Here is a 20,132-nt window from a genome sequence, read left to right as displayed (position 1 = left end):
CCTACCGGGCCGCCGCCAGGGCCTGCTCGATGTCGGCGATGATGTCGTCGACGTGCTCGATGCCGATGGACAGGCGCACCATGTCGGGCGTCACGCCGGCCGACTTCAGTTCGGCGTCGTTGAGCTGGCGGTGGGTGGTGGTGGCCGGGTGGCAGGCCAGCGACTTGGCATCGCCGATGTTCACCAGGCGCACGATGAGCTTGAGCGCGTCGATGAACTTCGCCCCCGCCTCGCGCCCGCCTTGGATGCCGAAGGAAAGGATGCCGGAGGCGTTGCCGTCGCGCATGTACTTCTGCACCAGCGGGTAGTCGGGCGAGTCGGGCAGACCGGGATAGTTGACCCAGCTCACCTGCGGATGGCCCTGGAGGAACTGCGCCACCTTGAGCGCGTTGGCGCCATGACGCTCCATGCGCAGGGCCAGGGTCTCGATGCCCTGCAGGATCAGGAAGGCATTGAACGGCGACAGCGCGGCGCCCATGTTGCGCAGCGGCACCACGCGGCAGCGGCCGATGAAGGCCGCCGGGCCGAAGGCTTCCGTATAGACCACGCCGTGGTAGGACGGGTCCGGGGTGTTGAGCATGGGGAAGCGCTGGGCGTTGGCCTTCCAGTCGAACCTGCCGGAGTCGACGATGATGCCGGCGATGGAGGTGCCGTGGCCGCCCATGTATTTGGTCAGGGCGTGCACCACGATGTCGGCGCCGTGCTCGATGGGGCGGCACAGATAGGGCGAGGGCACGGTGTTGTCCACCACCAGCGGCACGCCCCTGGCGTGCGCCGCGGCAGCGAGACGGCCGAAGTCCACCACGTTGGCGGCCGGGTTGCCGATGGACTCGCAGTACACCAGCTTGGTCTTGTCGTCGATCAGCGCGGCCAGGCCGTCGATGTCGTCGTGGGCGGCGAAGCGCACCTCGATACCCATGCGCGGCAGGGTGTGGGCGAACAGGTTGTAGGTGCCGCCGTACAGGCGGGTGGTGGCGACGATGTTGTCGCCCACCTCGCACAGCGCCTGCACGGTGTAGGTGATCGCCGCCATGCCGGAGGCCACCGCCAGGGCCGCCACACCGCCTTCCATCTCCGCCACGCGCTGCTCCAGCACGGCAGTGGTGGGGTTCATGATGCGGGTGTAGATGTTGCCCGGCACCTTGAGGTCGAACAGATCGGCGCCATGCTGGGTGTCGTCGAAGGCGTAGGAGGTGGTCTGGTAGATGGGCACCGCCACCGCCTTGGTGGTGGGCTCGGGGGAATAGCCGCCGTGGATGGCGATGGTTTCCAGTTTCACGCTGTGACTCCTCTCATCATGTTGTTTGATTGCCGATGCCGGGATGGGCATCGCGCCTCCGCCAAACGGACAGGCACGAGGGACAAGGTACGGGATACGAGGCCGGTGTGCGCTGCGCGCACGGTTGTTTTGCTACAAAACATCACGAGCACAGCGAGTTCGTACCTTGCCCCCCTACCTCTGTCCAAACGGGCAGTGTGCCCGCCGCAGGCGCCCCCCGCAACACGTTAGAATCAAGCCATGGACTTCGGCCTGCTGGATATCGTGCTCGACTGGCTGCGCGCCCACCCGGCGTGGGCCGGTGTCGCCGTGCTGCTCATCGCCTGTGGCGAATCACTGGCCGTGGTGGGGTTGTTCCTGCCCGGCGCAGTGCTGATGTTCGGCATCGGCGCGCTGATCGGCGCCGGCGTGCTCGAACTCTGGCCGACGCTGGCCTGGGCCGCGGCCGGCGCCATCGCCGGTGACGGAATCAGCTTCTGGCTCGGCAGGCACTACCACCAGCGCATCCGCGTCATGTGGCCGCTGCGCCGCCACCCGGAACTCATGGCCGGCGCCGTCGATTTCTTCCACCGCCACGGCGGCAAGAGCGTGCTGCTCGGCCGCTTCGTCGGCCCGCTGCGGCCGGTGATCCCGTTGGTGGCCGGCATGCTGGAAATGCCGGTGCGGCGCTTCGCCGTGGTCAACATGATCTCCGGCGTGCTGTGGGCGCCGGTGTACGTGCTGCCCGGCATGGTGTTCGCCGCCTCGCTCGGCCTCGCCGCCGAGGTGGCGACACGGCTGGCGCTGCTGCTCGGCACCCTGCTGATGTTGCTGCTGCTGGCGCTGTGGCTGACACGCCGGTTGTTCGGCCTGTGGCATCGCCACGCCTACCGCGTGTTGCGCTACGGGCTGGACTGGTCCGCCCGCCACCCCCGTCTCGGCCACCTGCCGGCCGCCCTGCTCGATCCGGATCACCCCGAGGCGCGCGGTCTGAGCCTGCTCGGCCTGTTGCTGCTCCTGGCCGGCATCACCCTGCTGTGGACCCTGCAAGCCCTCGGCGGCACGGCCCTGCCCGATCTGGATGCCACCGTACGCGATGGCCTGGCCGCGCTGCACACGCCCTGGGCGAATCGACTGCTGCTGCCCCTCGCGGCCCTGGGCAAACTGGCCACCCTGCTGCCGCTGATCGGCGGCGTTATGCTGTGGCTGCTGGCGCGGCACCACTGGCAGGCCGCGCTCCACTGGCTGGCTGCGGCCGCCTTTGCCGGCCTGTTTGCCCTGCTGCAACGGTGGCTGCAGGACCACACCACGGCGGCCCCGTCGCTGGCACTGGCCGCCGCCGTGTATGGCTTCCTCGCCGTATTGCTGGCACGCGAGGCCAGTGAGCGCTGGCGCTGGCTGGTGTATGGCGGTACCGCCCTGCTGCTCACCGGCATCGCCTTTGCCCAGCTCTACCTCGCCAGCCAGCGGCTGTCCGAGGTGATCCTCGGCCTGTCGCTGGGACTGCTGTGGGCCACGCTGCTCGGCATCGCCTGGCTGCGCCACGGCAGCGGCCGGCCGGCGGCGCGGCCGCTGCTGCTGGTCGCGCTGGGTTGCCTGCTTGCCGCCGGCCTGTGGTACCGCAGCGCACATTACGCGACCGATCTGGCCGCGCATGCCCGCGCACCGGCACTGCGCGACATCGACGCCGCCCTCTGGCGGCAGGAGGGCTGGGCCACCCTGCCGGCGGAGCGGGAAGATCTGCGCCATCGCCACAGCCACCCCCTCACCCTGCAATACGCCGGTGAACCCGCGGCGCTGCAACAGGCCCTGGAGCCACTCGGCTGGCGCGAGCCGGTCGCCCTCGACGCCGTCAGCTGGCTGCAATGGCTGAACCTGGCGGCCTCGCCGGCACAGCAGCCGATCCTGCCGCAGGTACACGCCGGGCAACACCAGCAACTGCTGCTCATCAAGGCGGATGCCGATGACCGGCGTTTGCGCGTGCTGCGCCTGTGGCCCAGCGGCCATCGCCTGCAACCGGGCGACACGCCGCTGTGGCTGGGTAATACCGCCTGGGTGGAAAGCAGCCGTGTACTGGGGAGTTTTACCGTGCCGCGCACGCTGGCCGATTTCGTCACGCCGCTGGGCTTGCTGCAACGGGATCTCGCCGCGGCCGGTTGGCAGCCCACGCTGCAGCGACGGCAGGATGGTGGTGAGGTGATGCTGTTGCGGCAACCGTGAGGACGGGAGATGCGGAAGACCCCACGTGTAACGCACTCACACGAAGTCGCCGCTCTCCATGATCGCCAACAGGCGTTCCAGACGCGCCAGCGAGTCATCCATCTGCAGCAGATATTGCTTCAGCTCCAGCTTGAGCGGCAACAACTCGGTGAGACGCGCCCCTAGCCAGGCCGCATCCTCGTAGCGGCGTTCCAGTTTGGCGTAGGGGAAATCGAGCTGATCCAATATGCCCTGCAGCAGGGCCACCAGCGGCGTGCAGTCCGCCGGCACGGCACTTGCCGGTTCCGGAGCCAGCAGTTCGACCTCGGCGCGGATCAGCTGGTTCGGCTGCACCTCGGTGGTGAGGATGCGAAAGCGCTGCCCACCCTCGACGTTGATGCCGAGCAGGCCGTCATCGCGCCGCTCGAACCAGTTGATACGCGCCAGGGTGCCGATGTCGTAGGTATTGGCCGCCTCGCCCACCTCATGCCCCTCGCGGATCAGGCAGATACCAAAGGGACTGTCCAGACGCAGACTCTCGCTCACCATGTCGAGATAGCGCGGCTCGAAGATGCGCAGCGGCAACACGCCGCCGGGAAACAGAACGGTATGCAGGGGAAACAAGGGGACGTTCAACCTGCGCATCGCCGTGGCTATTCCCCCCAGCGCGGGGCGAGTTGCTGTTCGATGCCGAGATGATCGAGGATGCGCGCCACCACGAAGTCCACCAGATCGGACACTTGCTGCGGCCGGTGATAGAAACCGGGCGCCGCCGGCATCACGGTGACGCCGAGGCGTGCCAGGGTGAGCATGTGTTCCAGATGGATGGCGGACAGCGGCATCTCGCGCGGCACGATGATGAGCTGGCGCCGCTCCTTCAGCATCACGTCGGCGGCGCGCTCGATGAGGTTGTTGCTGGCGCCGGTGGCGATGGCCGAGAGCGTGCCGGTGGAACAGGGACACACCACCATCGCGCGTGGCGCGCTGGAACCGCTGGCCACCGGCGCCAGCCACTGCTCCTTGCCGAACACCTGCAACTGCCCGGGGGCGGCGCCATACAGTTCGCTGAAGAAGGTCTGCATCTCCTCCGGCCGCCCCGGCACCTTCAGCTCCGTTTCCGTCGCCAGCACCACCTGCGCCGGACTGGACACCATCAGATACACCGGCTGCCCCGCCGCGATGAGACACTGCAACAGGCGCAGGCCGTAGGGCGCGCCGGAGGCGCCGGTGATGGCCAGACTGATGGCGTCGCGGCTCATCCCGAAACCCTCTGCAAACGCGAAGACGCCAGGAACGCATGGCTGGTGCTGGAAGAATTTCTCATCATCCCTTTGCGTCCTTTGCGCTCTCGGCGTCTTCGCGTTTAAGACTTTGCTTGCAGTGCCGCCAGCAGCCTGGCGTGAATGCCGCCGAAACCGCCGTTGCTCATCACCAGCACATGGTCGCCGGGGCGGGCGGCGGCGCGCACTGCGGCGACGATGGCGTCGATATCAGCGTAGACGATGCCCCGCTCGCCGAGTGCGGCGGCGGCGGCGCCCAGGTCCCAACTCAGGTCGGAGGGGTGGTAGAGGAACACCAGGTCGGCGGCGGCCAGGGACGGGCCCAGGGTGTCGCGGTGCACGCCGAGACGCATGGTGTTGGAGCGCGGCTCCAGCACCGCCAGGATGCGCGCCGCACCGACCCGGTTGCGCAGACCGGCCAGGGTGGTCTCGATGGCGGTGGGATGATGGGCGAAGTCGTCGTACACCGCCACGCCACCGGCCGTGCCGCGCAGTTCCAGCCGGCGCCGCACGCTCCTGAACTCCCCCAGCGCCGCACAGGCCTGCGCCGCCGGCACGCCGGCATGGCGCGCCGCGCCGATGGCGGCGAGGGCGTTGCTGACGTTGTGCGCGCCGAGCAGTTCCCACTGCACCTCGCCCTGTAGAACGCCATTCCAGAAAACATCGAAGCGGCTGCCATCGTCCGCCCGCAATTGCGCGTTCCAGCCCGCCGCCGCGCCGAATTTCTCCACCGGCGTCCAGCAGCCCATCTGCAGCACCCGGGCCAGCGCGGCATCCTGCGCCGGCGCCAGGATCAGGCCCTGCCCCGGCACGGTACGCACCAGATGGTGGAACTGCCGCTCGATGGCGGCGAGGTCGGGAAAGATGTCGGCGTGATCGTATTCCAGGTTGTTGAGGATCGCGGTGCGCGGCCGGTAGTGCACGAACTTGGAGCGCTTGTCGAAGAAGGCGGTGTCGTATTCGTCCGCCTCCACCACGAAGAACGGCGTGCTGCCTGCGCGGGCGGAAAGGCCGAAATTGTGCGGCACGCCGCCGATGAGAAAACCCGGCGCCATGCCGGCATGGTCCAGGATCCAGGCCAGCATGGCGGCGGTGGTGGTCTTGCCGTGGGTGCCGGCGACGGCAAGGACCCACTTGTCGCGCAGCACATGCTCGGCCAGCCACTGCGGCCCCGAGGTGTAGGGGATGTTGCGGTTCAGCACGTGCTCCACCGCCGCATTGCCACGCGACAGCGCGTTGCCGATCACCACCATATCGGTATGGGCGGGAATACCCTCGGGCGCATAACCCTCGGTAAGTGCGATGCCCGCCGCGGCAAGCTGCTCGCTCATGGGCGGATAGACGCCGGCATCCTGGCCGGACACCGTGTGACCGGCGGCGCGTGCCAGCAGCGCGATGCCGCCCATGAAGGTGCCGCAGATGCCGAGGATATGTATGTGCATATAACTCCGAACAGGCGCTCCGCCTGTTTCCTCTACAAACCGACCACGAAGAAAGGTACGCGATGCGCGGGACAAGGGAGGAGGGGATGAGCCCGCTACGCCCGGGTGTTCTGTAGCAAAACAACCGTGCGCACCGCGCCCGCCTCCCTCGTATCTCGCACCTTGTCCCTCGTACCTGCCGTGACTAAACCACCAGCCCCATCACGCTGTAGGTGAGGAAGGTGTAGCCCAGGGCCAGCAACAGGGCGATGCCCTGGTTGACCTCCAGCGCATGGCGCAGGATGTGCACCGTCACCATCACGCTCCAGACGATGATCAGCAGCGACAGCAGCGAGGGCAGCAGCCGCGCCTCGGCACCCTCGACGGCATAGAACCACACGGTCGGCGGCAGGGCCGCCAGCCCGAGTACGATCTCGCTGCCGGCCTGGGCGGTAGCGGTCTGTGTAAGGCGCGCCGCCTTGCGGTACGCCAGCAGCAGCCCCTGCACCACGGCCAGCAGCAGGACGGTACCGATGACGGCGACGAGCAGTGCCTGCGGCAGCGGCACGGTAAACAGGGCGAAGGCAAAACCGAGCAGCACGTGCAATGCCAGGGTCAGCAGCAGCAGAAAGCGTGACGCCGGCAGATCCTGCGGCCCGGCGCGCAGCAGGCAGATATCCACGAAGACCTTGAGTAATTGCGGCATGGCTTCCCTATCCGGCATCCGGCATGTGGCGGGCATGATACCTTTCGCGCCGACACCGCAGCAATGCACGAGGGCTGACCGTATACTTGACACACCTTCCGCAAACCACGAGTTGCCCATGTCCGTACCGTATATCGACAATCCCGCCGACCTCGCCGCCTACTGCACCGAACTGCGCCGGCATGACTGGTTCGCCCTCGACACCGAGTTCATGCGCGAGAAGAGCTATTACCCGCAGTTGTGCCTGATCCAGATCGCCACCCCGGACGGGGCCGTGTGCATCGACCCCTTCGGCATCGACGACCTCGGCCCGCTGCTCGACCTGCTGTACGACCCGGCGATCCTCAAGGTGCTGCACGCCGCGCGCCAGGACCTGGAAATCTTCCACGTCATGCGCGGCACGCCGCCGGCGCCGGTGTTCGACACCCAGCTCGCCGCCACCCTGCTCGGTCACGGCGATCAGATCGGCTACGGCGCCCTGGTGAAGGAAACCCTCGGCGTGGAACTGGAAAAGGCGCACAGCCGCGCCGACTGGAGCCTGCGCCCGCTCACGCCGGAGCAACTGGAGTATGCCGCCGACGACGTGCGCTACCTGGTGCAGGTGTACCAGAAGCAGCGCGCCGCGCTGGAGCAGAATGGCCGCTTGCCCTGGCTGGCGGAGGACTTCGCCGCCCTGTCCGATGCGCACACCTACGACAACCCGCCGCAGGAGGCCTGGCGCCGCATCAAGGGCGTCAACTTCCTCAAGGGCGTGCAGCTCGCCGTGCTGCAGCAGCTCGCCGCCTGGCGCGAGCAGGTGGCGCAGGACTCGGATCGGCCGCGACGCTGGGTGCTGAAGGATGAAGTGATGTTCGACATGGCCAAGCTGATGCCGGACAGCCTGGACAAGCTGGGGCGCATCCGCGGCCTGGAGAAGGGCATCCTGGAACGTAACGGTCAACGCCTGCTGGAGCTGATCCAGCAGGGCCGCAAGATGCCGCAGGACGACTGGCCACAACTGGAACCGGTGGTCCGCCTGACGCCGCCACAGGAGGCGCTGGTGGATGCGATGATGGCACTGGTACGCCTGCGCGCCATGGAGCAGCAGGTGAGCGTGCCCACGCTGGCGCCGCGCCGGGAGGTGGAGCGCCTGCTCGGCGACGATACCGATGCCGCACTGCGCCACGGCTGGCGCGCGCAACTGGTGGGTCACGACCTGCAACGGCTGTTGCGCGGCGAGCTGCTGCTGCGTGTGGTTGACGGCCGGCTGCAGATCAGCCAGTTCACGCCCTGATCGCCATGCAGGCCCCCCTGCCCCTCAACCGCAAACGTTTCCCCTGGCGCGGCGGCAACCGCTTCGACCTGCTGGTCGATGGCAGCCATTTTTTTCCCGCCATGCTCACCGCCATCAAGGCGGCACGACGATACATACTGCTGGAAATGTACCTGGTCGAATCGGGGATGATAGCCAGTGAGTTCATCGATGCGCTCACTAGCGCGGCCCGCCGTGGCGCGCAAGTCTATGTATTGCTGGATGATTTCGGTGCGCGCGGCCTGTTGCCGTCCGATCGGCAACGCCTGCTGGACGCCGGCGTGCACCTCGCCTTCTACAATCCGCTGCACTACGGCAAGCTGCGCCGCAACCTGTGGCGCGATCACCGCAAGCTGCTGCTGGTGGACGGCGTGGTGGCCTATACCGGCGGCGCCGGCATCACCGATGAGTTTGCCCCCACCGAACCGCTGCACTGGCACGACGTGATGCTCGCGGTGCGCGGCCCCTGCGTGGCAGACTGGCACACGGCCTTCGAACAGGTGTGGCATCTCAACCAAGGCAACAGCCGCAACCCCACCCCGCCCCTGCCGCTGCCGCCCCCGGCGGCCGGCGCCGCCCCCGGCCACAGCGCCGGCCGCGTGACCCTCAATGAGCCCATCCGCATGGAGATCAAGCGCTCCCTGCTCAAGCGCCTGCGCGGCGCCGAACGCCGCATCTGGATCGCCAGCGCCTACTTCATCCCGTCATGGAAAATACGCCGCGCGCTGTACCAGGCCGCGCGCCAGGGTTGCGACGTACGCCTGCTGCTACCCGGCCCGCACACCGATCACCCCGGCGTGCGCCATGCCGGCCGGCGCTACTATACCAAGCTGCTCGCCGCCGGCGTGCGCATCTTCGAATACCAGCCGCGCTTCCTGCACGCCAAGATCCTGCTGTGCGACACCTGGGTGTCGATCGGCTCCAGCAACATCGACCGCTGGAACTTCAGCTGGAATCTGGAAGCCAACCAGGAGGTCGAGGATCACGCGCTGGCCGAGCAGGTCGCCGCCCTGTTCGAGGCCGATTTCACCCACAGCCGTGAATTCCTCGCCGGCGAATGGCGCCAGCGCTCATGGCGCCGGCGTCTGCAGGAACGTTTCTGGGGATTTATCGAGTTGTGGCTGGAACGACTGAGTCAGCGCCGCCCGTAGGGCGCCCTGCGGGCGCCAGGGACGAGGGACAAGATACGAGATGCGAGGAAGGCAGTGCTGTTCAAACTGCGCGCGCAGCGCACTCAATCCCTCGTTTCTTTGACCTCGTCCCCCGTGCCTACCGTTTGGAGTATCCTAAGCGCACAATCGCCTGACAATGCCCCCTAATCATGAAGATCTGCCTCGTATCCGACAGTCACGACAACCGCTCCCTGCTCACCGCCGCCGTGGCTGAAGCCAGGGAGTTGGGGGCCCAGGTGGTCTGGCACTGCGGCGACGTGGTGGCGCCCACCGCGCTGCGGCCGCTGCAGCAGTTCGGCCTGCCGGTGCATGTCATCCACGGCAACAACATGGGCGACACCTATGCCATGTTCATGCTGGCGCAGGAACCCAACAGCGTAATCTTCTATCACGGCCAGGACGCCGGTCTCGAGCAGGGCGGCAAGCGCATCTTCCTGGTGCACTACCCGCACTACGCCCAGGCCCTCGCCCTCACCGGCGACTGGGACATCGTCTGCTGCGGCCATGATCACCGGCCGGCCATCAAGACCATCGCCAACGTCAAGGGCGGCACCACCCTGCTGCTCAATCCCGGCACCGTCGCCGGCGTCGGCCCGCGCGCCAGCTACATCTTCGGCGATCTGGAAACGATGGAGTTCGAGATCCGCGACGTGCCGGGATGGAAAAAATAAAAGGTACGCGGGACAAGATACGAGGGACGAGGACGGCGTGCGCGGCGTGCACCGTTGTTTGAGTTCAAAAACAACACGAGCATAGCGAGTTCATCCCCTCGCCCCTTGTATCTCGTACCTTTGTTTAGGGAAGCTCTGAATAAGTTCAGAGCTTCCGCGGCACAGGGATGTGCCGCCATTTTTCAACGACGATAAGTCGTTGAAAAATGAAGCCAAGCGAAAATCACACTTTGCGCTTGGCGTGGTTTTGTCCACGGATGGACTTATGTCGCGCAGCCCAGGGAGGGGCGGGAGCGACCTGAAAAGTCCAGGATGGACTTATTCAGACCTTCCTTAGAGCGTCGGCTTGCCTTCTTCGGCATACTGCTTTTCGTGCAAGGCCTGGTGCTCGACGCAGCGCCGCGCCGCCGGATAGGCCTGCAGGCGGGCGTAGGGAATATCGATGCCGCAATCCTCGCACAGGCCGTAACCACCGGTGGCAATACGCTCCAGCGCCGCCTCCACCTCGCGCAGTTCGATGATCAACCGTCCCAGCACGGCCACATTCACGTCGGCGAGCAGATCGGCGACCGATTCTTCGCCGGCATCGTGCACCTGGCCCGCCAGATCGCCATACTGCTCGCGGTCGGTGGCGAGCAGATGATCACGAATTTCACCGCGCAGGCGCGCGCGCTCCGCTGTGAGCAGATGTTGCAAAGTATTCAGTTGTTCGTCGCTCAGACGCGTCATGATGATTCCTATGCACCGGGCACTCCCGGTGAATGGCAGAGTTCGGGGTCAATATCCGGCGGTGTTCTTTTCCACCCAGCGGTGGCCACCCTCCGGCAGCCGTTCCTTCTTCCAGAACGGGGCATTGGACTTGAGGTCTTCCATGATGTAGCGGCAGGCCTCGAAGGCGTCCTTGCGGTGCGCCGACCATACCGCGACCAGGACGATGGGATCGGCCGGGTGCAGTTCGCCGACGCGATGGACCACCAGGGTATCGAGCAGTGTCCAGCGTTCGGCGGCCGTGCGGCAGATCTTCTCCAGGTGCCGCTCGGTCATCCCCGGATAATGTTCCAGGGTCATCGCCGTCACTGGGGCGCCTTCGTTGATGTCGCGCATGGTGCCGACAAACACCGCCGCCGCCCCGGCGGCACCGTGCAGCGCGCTCTGCGCCTGCTCGTAGTCCGCCACCTCGCGCCAGGGCTCCAGCGGTGCGGCACGCACCTCGATCTTCATCTCAGCCTCCGGTCACCGGCGGGAAGAAGGCCACCTCGTCACCGTCGTGCACGGTGGCATTCTGATCGGCATACTCCATGTTGATGGCCACCAGCACGTTGCCTGGCATGGCCTTGCCACCCGCGGCCTGCAGCCAGACATCGGCCGCCGTCGCCACCTCGCCGATCTCCACCGTGGCGCCGTCGCAGCCCAATTGTTCCTTCAGGCTGGCAAAAAATTTCACCGCGACAGTCATGGTCATGGCCTCCGCTCAATTGCGCCCCAAACTGCCGAGAGCCTATCATGGTTGACCGAAGCGAACCACTTGGCGACGATCATGAGCGAATTGACCCATTTCAACCCTGCCGGCGCGGCCCACATGGTCGACGTCGGCGCCAAGGCAATCACCGCGCGCACCGCCGTCGCCGCCGGGCGCATCACCATGCTGCCGGCGACCCTGGCGCTGGTGCAGCAGGGGACGGCGAAGAAGGGCGACGTGCTCGGCGTGGCGCGTATCGCCGGTATCATGGGCGCCAAGAAGACCGCCGAACTGATCCCGCTGTGCCATCCCATCGCCCTCACCCACGTCGACATCGAATTCGAACTGGATGAGAGCAACAATGCCGTGCACTGCCGCGCCACCTGCGAAACCGCCGGCCAGACCGGCGTGGAGATGGAGGCGCTCACCGCCGTGCAGGTCGCCCTGCTCACCGTGTACGACATGTGCAAGGCCGTCGACCGCGGCATGACCATCGACAACGTGCGTCTGCTGGAAAAGAAGGGCGGCAAGTCCGGCCACTGGCAGCGCGAAGAACCCACTGCCTGAAACTGCGCCACGATGAACGACAACGAATTCGGCCCCAACTTCTGGCTCGGCAACGCCGTCCTTGGCCTCGCCCTCGTCATGCTGCTGTTCATGGGTTCGATGTGGGAAACCTTCGGCCCCCTCGCCATGGTGCTGTGGGCCGCGGTGGCCGGCCTCGGCATGTATCTGGTGATGCTCAAGCCCAAACCGTAACGGCGCCAAGCGGCGCAGCTGACGTGCCGCTGCACTACCCCAGGGCACAGCGCGGCGCCGCTGCCCCGATATCGTTCACCCGGCAGCGGAATTGCCGCGCCGGTGCGCGTCGGCGCGCTGGCCCGTCTTTTGCTCTGTCATCGGTATTGCCCCCAAGGAGAGTGAACGATGCAGACCCCACGCCCGACCCCAGGCAACGAACTGTCCCGCGAACGCATCCGCCTGATGCTGATGATGCGGCGCATGGTGCGCGAAGAGTTCGGTGTGACCGTGCTGCTGAGCGAGACGGATGCCACGGAAGAACTGATCGCCTTTGCCGCCCGCGCCCGCAACACCCTGCTGCGGCAGATGGGACGCGAACTGGAGAGCCTGACGGCGACGGAAGCGGTTCCCGAACCCGCCGCGCCGGCGGCACCGCGCTACCGTGGCGCCCCGGTGACAGCCGCTGCGCAGGCGCCGGAAGGAAAATCCGCCGACGTGCGCCGCATCTATCGTGGCCAGGTGATCGGCTGACCCGTCCCGGCCACAGCTACTCGCTGCCTGCCGCCACGACCACGCTGGCCGCATGCAATCGTGCCCGCCCGTCTCGCCGCTTGGGAGCCTGCTGCACGAGCGCTTTGCCCTCGACCACGTCACCCTGCAACCGGAAACCGCCACCTTTCCTTTGCCGCCGGGGCCTTACACGAGGCACAAGATGCCAGGCGCGGGGGATGAGCCGGCGCGTAGCTCGCACCCCGCATCGCGTGCCTGTCATTCGATGCGGCACGCCTCCTCAAAGGCCAGGCGCGGCCCGCGCGGATACAGCTTCTCGCGCACGCCATAGCCCAGGGCGCAGATGAACAGCGACTTCACCTTGCCGTCGGGGAAGAACTCCGCATCCAATTTTGCGTTGTCGAAACCGGACATCGGGCCGCAATCCAGCCCCAGGCTGCGCGCGGCGAGGATGAAATAGCCGCCTTGCAACGCGGTATTGAGGGTGGCGCTGGCGGCGATCTTGTCCGGCTTGCCGGCATACCAGGAACGGGCATCGGTGTGCGGGAACAGCCACGGCAGTTTCTCGTAGAACTCCAGGTCCATGCCGATGATCGCCACCACCGGGGCGGACATGGACTTGTCCACATTGCCCTCCGCCAGGCAGGGCTTGAGCCGCGCCTTGGCCGCCGCGCTCTGCACGAACACGATGCGCGCCGGACAACTGTTGGCGGCGGTCGGCCCCCACTTCATCAGGTCGTACAGCGCACGCAGCTGCGCCTCGCTCACCGAGCGGTCCTGCCAGTGACTGAAGCTGCGGGCCGCGCGGAACAGGGTGTCCAGGGCCGTATCGTTCAGAGGTTCATTCATTGCGGGTTCTCCTTTGCGGACGGATGCGTCGGATGACAGTGTATCGGGCTTGACGGCTCGACACGAACGGGGCGGCTGAGCATACTCACGCCATGCCCCACATACCCCCTCCCCGCGACGAAACAGAATTGCTCGCCCGCGCGCACCGCCTTGCCGGCCGCACGCTGGGCGATATCGCTGCCGGACTGGGGGTAACGGTACCGGCCGATCTGCGCCGCCACAAGGGCTGGGTGGGACAGCTCCTCGAACAGGCCCTCGGCGCCAGCGCCGGCTCGCTCGCCGCCCCTGACTTTGAGGCCATCGGTGTGGAACTCAAGACCCTGCCGGTAGACGGCCGCGGCCTGCCGCGCGAATCCACCTATGTCTGTACCGTACCGCTGGAAACGGCGGGGGAAGACTGGGAACACAGCTGGCTGCGGCGCAAACTGGCACGCGTGCTGTGGCTGCCGGTACAGGCGGACAAGAATATCCCACTGGCCGAACGGCACGTCGGCAGCGCCCTGCTATGGAGTCCGTCAGCGGCAGAGGAGGCGCTGCTGCGCCGCGACTGGGAGGAACTGAACGAACGCATCCTGCTCGGCGAACTGGAACAGATCAGCGCACGCCACGGCGAGGTGCTGCAGATCCGCCCCAAGGCCGCCAACAGCCGCGCCCTGCGCCACACCGTGGGGCTCGATGGCGAGCGCGTACTCACCAACCCGCGCGGCTACTACCTGCGTGCCGCCTTCACTGCCGCCATCCTGCGGCAGCACTTCGTGCTGCCGGGATGAGCACTCAGCCCACGCCGAGGCGTTGACCGTAGCGGGAATAGAGACGGGAATCGAGGTAGCGGTTGTAGACGGTGCGGCCGTCGCCGTCGAAATCGACAAACTCCACGCCGATACGGAAGCACTGCTCGCTGCCGTCATACACCGAACGCACCACGCGCACGCGTGCCATGACGCGGACATACTCGTCGGTCTCGGTATCCAGGGCGCTGAAGAAGATGCGCAGCACATCACCGACATCGGCGCTGTATTCGCTGAGCAGCTGCATACCGCCGAGAGAGATGTCGTAGGTCCAGACGTAGTGCACCCCGCCGCCGGACAGCATGACACCAACCTTGAAGCGGATTTTTACACGGGGACTGGCGCGTCGTTCCTGCATGGTTCCAACGGGTTATCGTGCAACAGCCTGGCATGCGGCCAGGCGCAAAAAGAGGAGGCACTATCTCACACTGGGGCGACGCGCTGCAGAAATTCCTTCACCAGCTCCCAGGAACGGTTGGCGATGGCCTCGTTGTAACGCTCGCTACCGGGGTTGACGAAGCCGTGACCGGCATCGAAGGTGTGGGTTTCCACGGTCTTGCCGGCGGCGGCCATGGCCTTGTTGAAGCTTTCCATCTTGTCCGGCCAGGTGCGCTCCTGCTGGGCATAGATCGCCAGCACCGGGCCACCCAGCTCGCGCAATGCCGCCACATCAGTGACCATGCGGCAGTAGAACAGGATGGCGGAGGTCACGGTGTCCGGATCGAGCAGCGCCGCCAGCAGCGCCTGACGCCCACCCAGCGACCAGCCCAGGGTGGTGACGGTACGCCCCCCCTGCTTGAGGTACTCCAGCGCCACCAGCAGTTTGTTGTCGGCGATATCCTGGTCCAGGTTGCGCATCAGCTCGCCGGCCTGTTCGGCATTACTGGCCTTCTCACCGTCGTACAGGTCGAGGACCATCGCCTTGTAGCCCAGCGCGGCGATACGGTCGGCCCACTGCTGGTTGTACTTCAGCACACCCCACCAGTCATGGATAATCAGCACGGCATGGCGTGCCGTATCCGGGCCGGTGACATAAGCCTCGGCCTCGTTGCCATCATGGGTTTTCAGCACCATCGTCGCCATAGCAAACACCACAAGAGTCGGTAGGCCGGTCCCTGCCGTCGGGAAATGCCGCGGTGCATCCACTGCCGGCGGCGGCGCCTATTGTAGCCGCGCCACGGTATGAGTCCATCCCGAGATTGTTCCCGGGCGACCAGGCCCTAGCGCATTGGCCTGGCGATGGCAATAGGTCTGCAAGATACAGGGGCGTTACCCTACTCCTCGTGGGCCACGCTGCGGATAAGGATATTGCCGGACTTGTCGTCCCGCACCATCTGCAGTAGGTGACGCGCCGCCATTTCCTCCAGCAATTTGCTGAAGGAGCGGAAACCGTAATAAGACTCGTTGAAGCCGGGCTTGCGCCGCTTCAGGGCCTGCTTGACCATCGAGGCCCAGATGGTTTCTTCCTCGCCGCGTTCGGCGAACAGCGCCTCCACCGTCTCGGTCACCAGGTCGAAGGCCTCCTGCACCTTGTCTTCCTCGTCGCGCGGCACCTCCTTGCTTTCCGCGCTCTTCTTCGCCGCCTTCTTGCGGCTGCGGGTCTTTTTCTTTTCCTGCTCGCGCACCAGATCGTCGTAGAAGATGAACTCGTCGCAGTTGGCGATGAGCAGGTCCGAAGTGGACTTCTTTACGCCGACGCCAATCACCAGCTTGTTGTTCTCGCGCAGCTTGGACACCAGCGGCGAGAAGTCCGAATCACCGGAGATTATGACGAAGGTATCGACGTGGGACTTGGTGTAACAGAGGTCGAGGGCATCCACCACCATGCGGATATCGGCGGAATTCTTGCCCGACTGGCGCACATGGGGAATCTCGATGAGTTCAAAGGAGGCCTCGTGCATGGGCGCCTTGAATTCCTTGTAACGCTCCCAGTCGCAATAGGCCTTCTTCACCACGATGCTGCCCTTGAGCAGCAACTTCTCCAGCACCTTGCCGATGTCGAACTTGTCGTATTTGGCATCGCGCACGCCGAGGGCGACGTTCTCGAAGTCGCAGAACAGGGCCATGCTCTGCGTGGCGCCGATAGTGGCCATGACAATCTCCTCAATCCTGATAGTGCAGTGCCAGCCACACCGTGGGCTGCTGCGTGCTGGTCCATTCGACCCGATGACGGGTCCCGGCGGGGATGTTGAGATAGTCGCCCGGCCGCAGCACCACGACGTCGCCATCGCCTTCGAAGCGCAAACCGGCATTACCGGCCAGCAGAACCACCCACTCGTGATCGGGCTGGTCGTACCAGAAATCCGGCGGTGACGCCTGGCCGTGGGAGACGATGCGCTCCAGCCGGGTGGCGCGCGCCTGCACCAGGGTCTCGAACAACTCCTCCGGCAGACTGGCGGGCAGGTTACGGAACAGATTACCGATCTTCATGGCGCTCCCCGGAACGCGTGTATCATCTGAATGCAATACGGGCTGTCATCACGCCTGATCCAAATGAAAGAAGCGGCGGATTTTGCGCAGCATCTCCGACTCGCGCTGTGCCGTATGCATCGTCTGTGCCTGCGTATCCAACGCCTGGCGCGCGCTGTCCAGACCACCGCGGCGGCTGGCCATGACGTGGGAAATTTCTTCGGCCAGGGCAGGGCGCGACTGGATGATGCTCTCGAACGAAGCCTTGTCCAGACGGTAGCACACGACATCACTGCGTGCGATCACCGTCGCCGTGCGCGGCTCACCGGTCATCAGCCCCATCTCACCGAAAAAGCCCGGTCCCTGTGTCGCATCGATCACCCCCAGCGGACGCTGTCCACCGCCCGCCTCCAGCACCACCTCCGCTTCGCCTTCGGTCAGGATATAGAGCCAGTGCGCCACCGCCCCCTGCTGGGTGATCACGTCACCGCGCACGAAGGGGGTGTATTTGAGCCGTTCCGCCACCAGGCGCAGTTCGTCCTCGGTGAGGGCGCGGAACAGTTCCACCTGACGCAGGAAGGCGAGGCGCTGTTGCATCTCACGGGCATGGCGCAACTCCTCGTGCTTGGCGCTCTCCTTTTCGACATGCACGTATTGCTCCGGGATGCACGGTTCAATGCCCGCCCGCTGCAAGGCGGCATAGATATGCTGGCGCACCGCCGAATCCGTCGGGTCGTCCACGGCAAGATCGGTAAGCCAGTAACGCACCGCATAGCGCGCCGCGCTGTCGGAAAAATCCATCATCACGCAATTGGGCAACGGCTGGCGCGCCACATTGGGAATGGCGGTATTGCGCAGGGCGCGCTCCACCACGTCGATCACCCGTGCCGGCGGTATGCCGTAGGAAATATTGAACCACACCCAGCGCCGCCACTGCTCCGGCTGCCCCTGGCGCCGCCCCAGCACCACGAACTTGCTCTTCATCAGCTGGCTGTTGGGGATCACCACGGTTTCCCAATTGCGCGTCTCCACCGAGGTGGAGCGCCAGCGGATGTCGACCACCTTGCCGGTCACGTCATCCACCTTGATCCAATCACCCACCTGCAGGGAGTCATCCAGTTGCAACGCGATGCCGCCGAGGATGTTGCCCAGGGTGTCCTGCATGGAAAACGCCAGTACCGCAGTGATCACCGCCGAGGTGGCGACGATGCCGGACAAATCCAATCCGGCATAGCGCAGGCGCACCATGGCCCACACCAGATAGGCGGCGATCACCGCCATGTCCTCCAGTATGCGCGGCGGCGCCAGGCGCAGCAGCGGCAACAGCCAGCGGAACAAGGCCAGACCGGCAAGGCGAATCGCCGCCATGCCCTCGATGAGCAGGAACAACTCGCGCAGAGCCGCAGCCGCCGCATCCAGCCCGGAGGCAAACAGCAAGGCACTGAACAGCAGGCCGGCCAGACTGACGGCAAACAACAACAGCGTATTGAACAATGTCGGCCGTGCCGCCGGTGCGGCACGCAGCAAAATCAGCGACAGCAACACCACGGCGAGCAGCAACCAGCCTAGCCCCTGATGGCCGGCATATTGCACCAGCACATCCCAGTCCCACGCCGTTTCTGTCATGACTCCAGCCTCCCTTTCACCTCGTACTGTTATAACCCAGCCGGCGACTGCTAGGATAGGCATACCCCCACTGGAGCAGGATGACGATGACGGAACCTCATACCGCACAGGCCTGGCTGCCCGGTCCCCATCCCGGCGCGCTGGAGGCGAGCATCATCAACGGCGTGGAATGGCTGCGCCTGATTGTGGAAACCACCGGCGCCCTGATCATCGCCCTCGGCATCGTCTTTGCCGTGCAGGGTTTCGTGCGGGCATTGCACTCCAGCCGCGAGGCGGACTTCACCGCCGTGCGCCTGACCTTCGCGCGCTATCTGAGCCTGGCGCTGGAGTTCCAGCTCGGTGCCGATATCCTGTCCACGGCGATTGCTCCGAGTTGGGACCAGATCGGCAAGCTGGGCGCCATCGCCGTGATCCGTACCGCACTCAACTTCTTCCTGCAACATGAAATGCGCGCGGAGCAGCATGAGCTGTACCTGCCCGGCAACGACACCCCCGCCAACAATAAATTGGAGTGACCATGGCACGCGTCAAGATATACAGCACGGGCACCTGCCCCATCTGTGACAAGACCAAGACCCTGCTCAACAAGTGGGGCATCGCTTACGAGGAGGCGCGTATCGACCTCGACCGCAGCCTGCTGCAGGAGTTTTCCCACATCACCAATGGCGCGCGTACCGTACCGCAGATCACCATCGACGGGCGCTGGATCGGCGGCTTCAACGAATTGACCGAGATGCACATGGAAGGCGAGCTGGACGAGCTGATGGCGGAATAGACGATGGACGATGAGCGCATCGACTGGCAGCGGACCTGGGCCGCGCTCTGGCGTCACCACCGCCAGGCGCTGCGTGCTGCGCGCCACCTCGACCCGATCCGGCTGGAGCAGTTACTGGGCATCGAACGGCAGAAACAGGCCCTGGTGCACAACACCGAGCGCTTCCTCGCCGGCCTACCCGCCAACAACGCCCTGCTGTGGGGCGCGCGCGGCACCGGCAAATCCTCGCTTATCAAGGCACTGCTCAACGCCTACGCGCCACGCGGCCTGCGCCTCATCGAGGTGGACAAGGACGACCTGCTCTACCTGCCGGAGATCGTCGACGACATCCGTGAGCTGCCGCAGCGGTTCATCGTGTTCTGCGACGACCTGTCCTTCGAGGCCGGCGAGCGCAGCTACAAGGCACTGAAGTCGGTCCTGGAGGGGTCCATCGAGCTGCCGCCGGACAACGTGCTGGTCTACGCCACCTCCAACCGCCGCCATCTGATGCCCGAGTCGATGCAGGACAACCTGGCCTCGGGGCTGGTGGAGGGCGAACTGCACTACGCCGATGCCATCGAGGAAAAGATATCGCTGTCCGATCGCTTCGGCCTGTGGCTGTCGTTCTATCCGGCGACCCAGGATGAATATCTGGCGATGGTGGACAGCTACTTCACCGATTACCGCGGTGATCGCAGCGAACTGCACCATGCCGCCTTGCAGTTCGCCCAGAGCAAGGGCGGCACACGCAGCGGGCGCACCGCCCGACAGTTTTTCAATGCCTGGGGAGAACGGCCGGCAACGTCATGACCGGCTCAACCGCGGCCCTCGCGCTCGCGGCGCCGCTGCCGCGCTTCCTCCGGCCGGTTCTTCTCTTCCTTGCTGAAGGCGAAACGGCCGAACAGCACGCAGCCCTTCATGCCCGGGTCGCAGGCGCGCCCCGGCACCTTGAGGCATTCGCCATTGCTGTCGTGCGGACACCCCCAACCACTCATCGC

The 20,132-nt window shown here is 65.7% G+C and carries 26 protein-coding genes; 11 read left to right on the top strand and 15 right to left on the bottom strand.

What is annotated here, in order from left to right; all coding sequences use genetic code 11:
* Position 1 precedes the first annotated feature (1 nt).
* Positions 2-1,279 (bottom strand): bifunctional O-acetylhomoserine aminocarboxypropyltransferase/cysteine synthase, encoded by a 1,278-nt coding sequence (locus EP379_RS02990; RefSeq protein ID WP_127475716.1) that lies wholly within the window; start codon positions 1,277-1,279, stop codon positions 2-4.
* A gap of 240 nt (positions 1,280-1,519) precedes the next feature.
* Between EP379_RS02990 and EP379_RS02985 the strand changes: the two genes are divergently transcribed.
* Positions 1,520-3,478: a VTT domain-containing protein gene (locus EP379_RS02985; RefSeq protein ID WP_127475713.1), complete on the top strand. Its 1,959-nt coding sequence runs from the start codon at positions 1,520-1,522 to the stop codon at positions 3,476-3,478.
* Positions 3,479-3,514: 36 nt separating this feature from the next.
* On the opposite strand, the gene EP379_RS02980 is transcribed toward EP379_RS02985, so the two are convergent.
* The 4 genes from EP379_RS02980 to EP379_RS02965 all read right to left on the bottom strand — a co-directional run bounded on the left by EP379_RS02980 (position 3,515) and on the right by EP379_RS02965 (position 6,864).
* Positions 3,515-4,102 carry an LON peptidase substrate-binding domain-containing protein gene (locus EP379_RS02980; RefSeq protein ID WP_127475710.1) on the bottom strand — a complete coding sequence of 196 codons (588 nt, stop codon included), beginning with the start codon at positions 4,100-4,102 and terminating at the stop codon, positions 3,515-3,517.
* 8 nt (positions 4,103-4,110) lie between these two features.
* Complete coding sequence (locus tag EP379_RS02975; RefSeq protein WP_127475707.1) at positions 4,111-4,716, bottom strand: flavin prenyltransferase UbiX; 606 nt, start codon at positions 4,714-4,716, stop codon at positions 4,111-4,113.
* A 104-nt stretch (positions 4,717-4,820) separates the two neighbouring features.
* Positions 4,821-6,179, bottom strand: coding sequence for a UDP-N-acetylmuramate:L-alanyl-gamma-D-glutamyl-meso-diaminopimelate ligase (mpl, locus tag EP379_RS02970; RefSeq protein ID WP_127475705.1), 1,359 nt, complete (start codon positions 6,177-6,179; stop codon positions 4,821-4,823).
* A 184-nt stretch (positions 6,180-6,363) separates the two neighbouring features.
* On the bottom strand, positions 6,364-6,864 hold the full coding sequence (locus EP379_RS02965) for a hypothetical protein (protein ID WP_127475702.1): 501 nt from the start codon (positions 6,862-6,864) through the stop codon (positions 6,364-6,366).
* 118 nt (positions 6,865-6,982) lie between these two features.
* On the opposite strand from EP379_RS02965, the gene rnd reads away from it, so the two are divergent.
* From rnd to EP379_RS02950, 3 genes are all read left to right on the top strand, one after another.
* A complete protein-coding gene (gene rnd / locus EP379_RS02960; RefSeq protein WP_127475700.1) occupies positions 6,983-8,137 on the top strand; it encodes a ribonuclease D in 1,155 nt (384 codons plus the stop codon).
* Between the two features lie 5 nt (positions 8,138-8,142).
* Positions 8,143-9,306, top strand: coding sequence for a phospholipase D-like domain-containing protein (locus EP379_RS02955; RefSeq protein ID WP_127475697.1), 1,164 nt, complete (start codon positions 8,143-8,145; stop codon positions 9,304-9,306).
* A gap of 170 nt (positions 9,307-9,476) precedes the next feature.
* Entirely contained in the window at positions 9,477-9,998 is a 522-nt protein-coding gene (locus EP379_RS02950) for a metallophosphoesterase family protein (protein ID WP_127475695.1), read from the top strand.
* A gap of 333 nt (positions 9,999-10,331) precedes the next feature.
* On the opposite strand, the gene EP379_RS02945 is transcribed toward EP379_RS02950, so the two are convergent.
* The 3 genes from EP379_RS02945 to moaD are packed head-to-tail and all read right to left on the bottom strand — an operon-like array spanning position 10,332 to position 11,460.
* The gene (locus EP379_RS02945; RefSeq protein ID WP_127475692.1) at positions 10,332-10,727 is read right to left on the bottom strand and encodes a TraR/DksA family transcriptional regulator; all 396 of its coding nucleotides are present in this window, start codon (positions 10,725-10,727) and stop codon (positions 10,332-10,334) included.
* Positions 10,728-10,775: 48 nt separating this feature from the next.
* Positions 10,776-11,219, bottom strand: coding sequence for a molybdenum cofactor biosynthesis protein MoaE (locus EP379_RS02940; RefSeq protein ID WP_127475690.1), 444 nt, complete (start codon positions 11,217-11,219; stop codon positions 10,776-10,778).
* 1 nt (position 11,220) lies between these two features.
* A complete protein-coding gene (gene moaD, locus EP379_RS02935) occupies positions 11,221-11,460 on the bottom strand; it encodes a molybdopterin converting factor subunit 1 (protein WP_232023961.1) in 240 nt (79 codons plus the stop codon).
* Between the two features lie 75 nt (positions 11,461-11,535).
* On the opposite strand from moaD, the gene moaC reads away from it, so the two are divergent.
* The 3 genes from moaC (at position 11,536) to EP379_RS02920 (ending at position 12,729) form a co-directional block, all read left to right on the top strand.
* Complete coding sequence (moaC, locus tag EP379_RS02930) at positions 11,536-12,024, top strand: cyclic pyranopterin monophosphate synthase MoaC (RefSeq protein ID WP_127475689.1); 489 nt, start codon at positions 11,536-11,538, stop codon at positions 12,022-12,024.
* A gap of 12 nt (positions 12,025-12,036) precedes the next feature.
* A complete protein-coding gene (locus EP379_RS02925; RefSeq protein ID WP_127475686.1) occupies positions 12,037-12,216 on the top strand; it encodes a hypothetical protein in 180 nt (59 codons plus the stop codon).
* A gap of 168 nt (positions 12,217-12,384) precedes the next feature.
* Positions 12,385-12,729, top strand: a complete 345-nt coding sequence (locus EP379_RS02920) for a hypothetical protein (RefSeq protein WP_127475683.1) — start codon at positions 12,385-12,387, stop codon at positions 12,727-12,729.
* A gap of 237 nt (positions 12,730-12,966) precedes the next feature.
* On the opposite strand, the gene EP379_RS02915 is transcribed toward EP379_RS02920, so the two are convergent.
* A complete protein-coding gene (locus EP379_RS02915; protein WP_127475680.1) occupies positions 12,967-13,557 on the bottom strand; it encodes a malonic semialdehyde reductase in 591 nt (196 codons plus the stop codon).
* 92 nt (positions 13,558-13,649) lie between these two features.
* Here EP379_RS02915 and mutH point away from each other — a divergent pair, with 92 nt between their 5' ends.
* A complete protein-coding gene (gene mutH / locus EP379_RS02910; protein ID WP_127475678.1) occupies positions 13,650-14,327 on the top strand; it encodes a DNA mismatch repair endonuclease MutH in 678 nt (225 codons plus the stop codon).
* Between the two features lie 4 nt (positions 14,328-14,331).
* Here mutH and EP379_RS02905 read toward each other — a convergent pair whose 3' ends face one another.
* The 5 genes from EP379_RS02905 to EP379_RS02885 form a co-directional block, all read right to left on the bottom strand.
* Positions 14,332-14,703, bottom strand: a complete 372-nt coding sequence (locus EP379_RS02905; RefSeq protein ID WP_127475676.1) for a PilZ domain-containing protein — start codon at positions 14,701-14,703, stop codon at positions 14,332-14,334.
* 65 nt (positions 14,704-14,768) lie between these two features.
* On the bottom strand, positions 14,769-15,428 hold the full coding sequence (locus tag EP379_RS02900) for a dienelactone hydrolase family protein (protein WP_127475674.1): 660 nt from the start codon (positions 15,426-15,428) through the stop codon (positions 14,769-14,771).
* Between the two features lie 191 nt (positions 15,429-15,619).
* On the bottom strand, positions 15,620-16,438 hold the full coding sequence (locus EP379_RS02895) for an NYN domain-containing protein (protein ID WP_127475673.1): 819 nt from the start codon (positions 16,436-16,438) through the stop codon (positions 15,620-15,622).
* A gap of 10 nt (positions 16,439-16,448) precedes the next feature.
* Complete coding sequence (locus EP379_RS02890) at positions 16,449-16,775, bottom strand: cupin domain-containing protein (protein ID WP_127475670.1); 327 nt, start codon at positions 16,773-16,775, stop codon at positions 16,449-16,451.
* Positions 16,776-16,823: 48 nt separating this feature from the next.
* Positions 16,824-18,380 (bottom strand): mechanosensitive ion channel family protein, encoded by a 1,557-nt coding sequence (locus tag EP379_RS02885; protein WP_127475668.1) that lies wholly within the window; start codon positions 18,378-18,380, stop codon positions 16,824-16,826.
* A gap of 86 nt (positions 18,381-18,466) precedes the next feature.
* On the opposite strand from EP379_RS02885, the gene EP379_RS02880 reads away from it, so the two are divergent.
* The 3 genes from EP379_RS02880 to EP379_RS02870 are packed head-to-tail and all read left to right on the top strand — an operon-like array spanning position 18,467 to position 19,944.
* Positions 18,467-18,895, top strand: coding sequence for a DUF1622 domain-containing protein (locus EP379_RS02880; RefSeq protein WP_127475666.1), 429 nt, complete (start codon positions 18,467-18,469; stop codon positions 18,893-18,895).
* Between the two features lie 2 nt (positions 18,896-18,897).
* A complete protein-coding gene (locus EP379_RS02875; protein ID WP_127475663.1) occupies positions 18,898-19,155 on the top strand; it encodes a glutaredoxin domain-containing protein in 258 nt (85 codons plus the stop codon).
* Positions 19,156-19,158: 3 nt separating this feature from the next.
* Complete coding sequence (locus EP379_RS02870; RefSeq protein WP_127475661.1) at positions 19,159-19,944, top strand: ATP-binding protein; 786 nt, start codon at positions 19,159-19,161, stop codon at positions 19,942-19,944.
* Positions 19,945-19,949: 5 nt separating this feature from the next.
* On the opposite strand, the gene EP379_RS02865 is transcribed toward EP379_RS02870, so the two are convergent.
* The gene (locus tag EP379_RS02865) at positions 19,950-20,129 is read right to left on the bottom strand and encodes a hypothetical protein (RefSeq protein WP_127475658.1); all 180 of its coding nucleotides are present in this window, start codon (positions 20,127-20,129) and stop codon (positions 19,950-19,952) included.
* Positions 20,130-20,132: the final 3 nt, after the last annotated feature.

It is taken from the genome of Sulfurivermis fontis, assembly GCF_004001245.1.
Classification (GTDB): Bacteria; Pseudomonadota; Gammaproteobacteria; order Thiohalomonadales; family Thiohalomonadaceae; genus Sulfurivermis; species Sulfurivermis fontis.
Note: the sequence above shows the minus strand (reverse complement) of the source record. Positions and strands in the feature narration are given on the sequence as shown.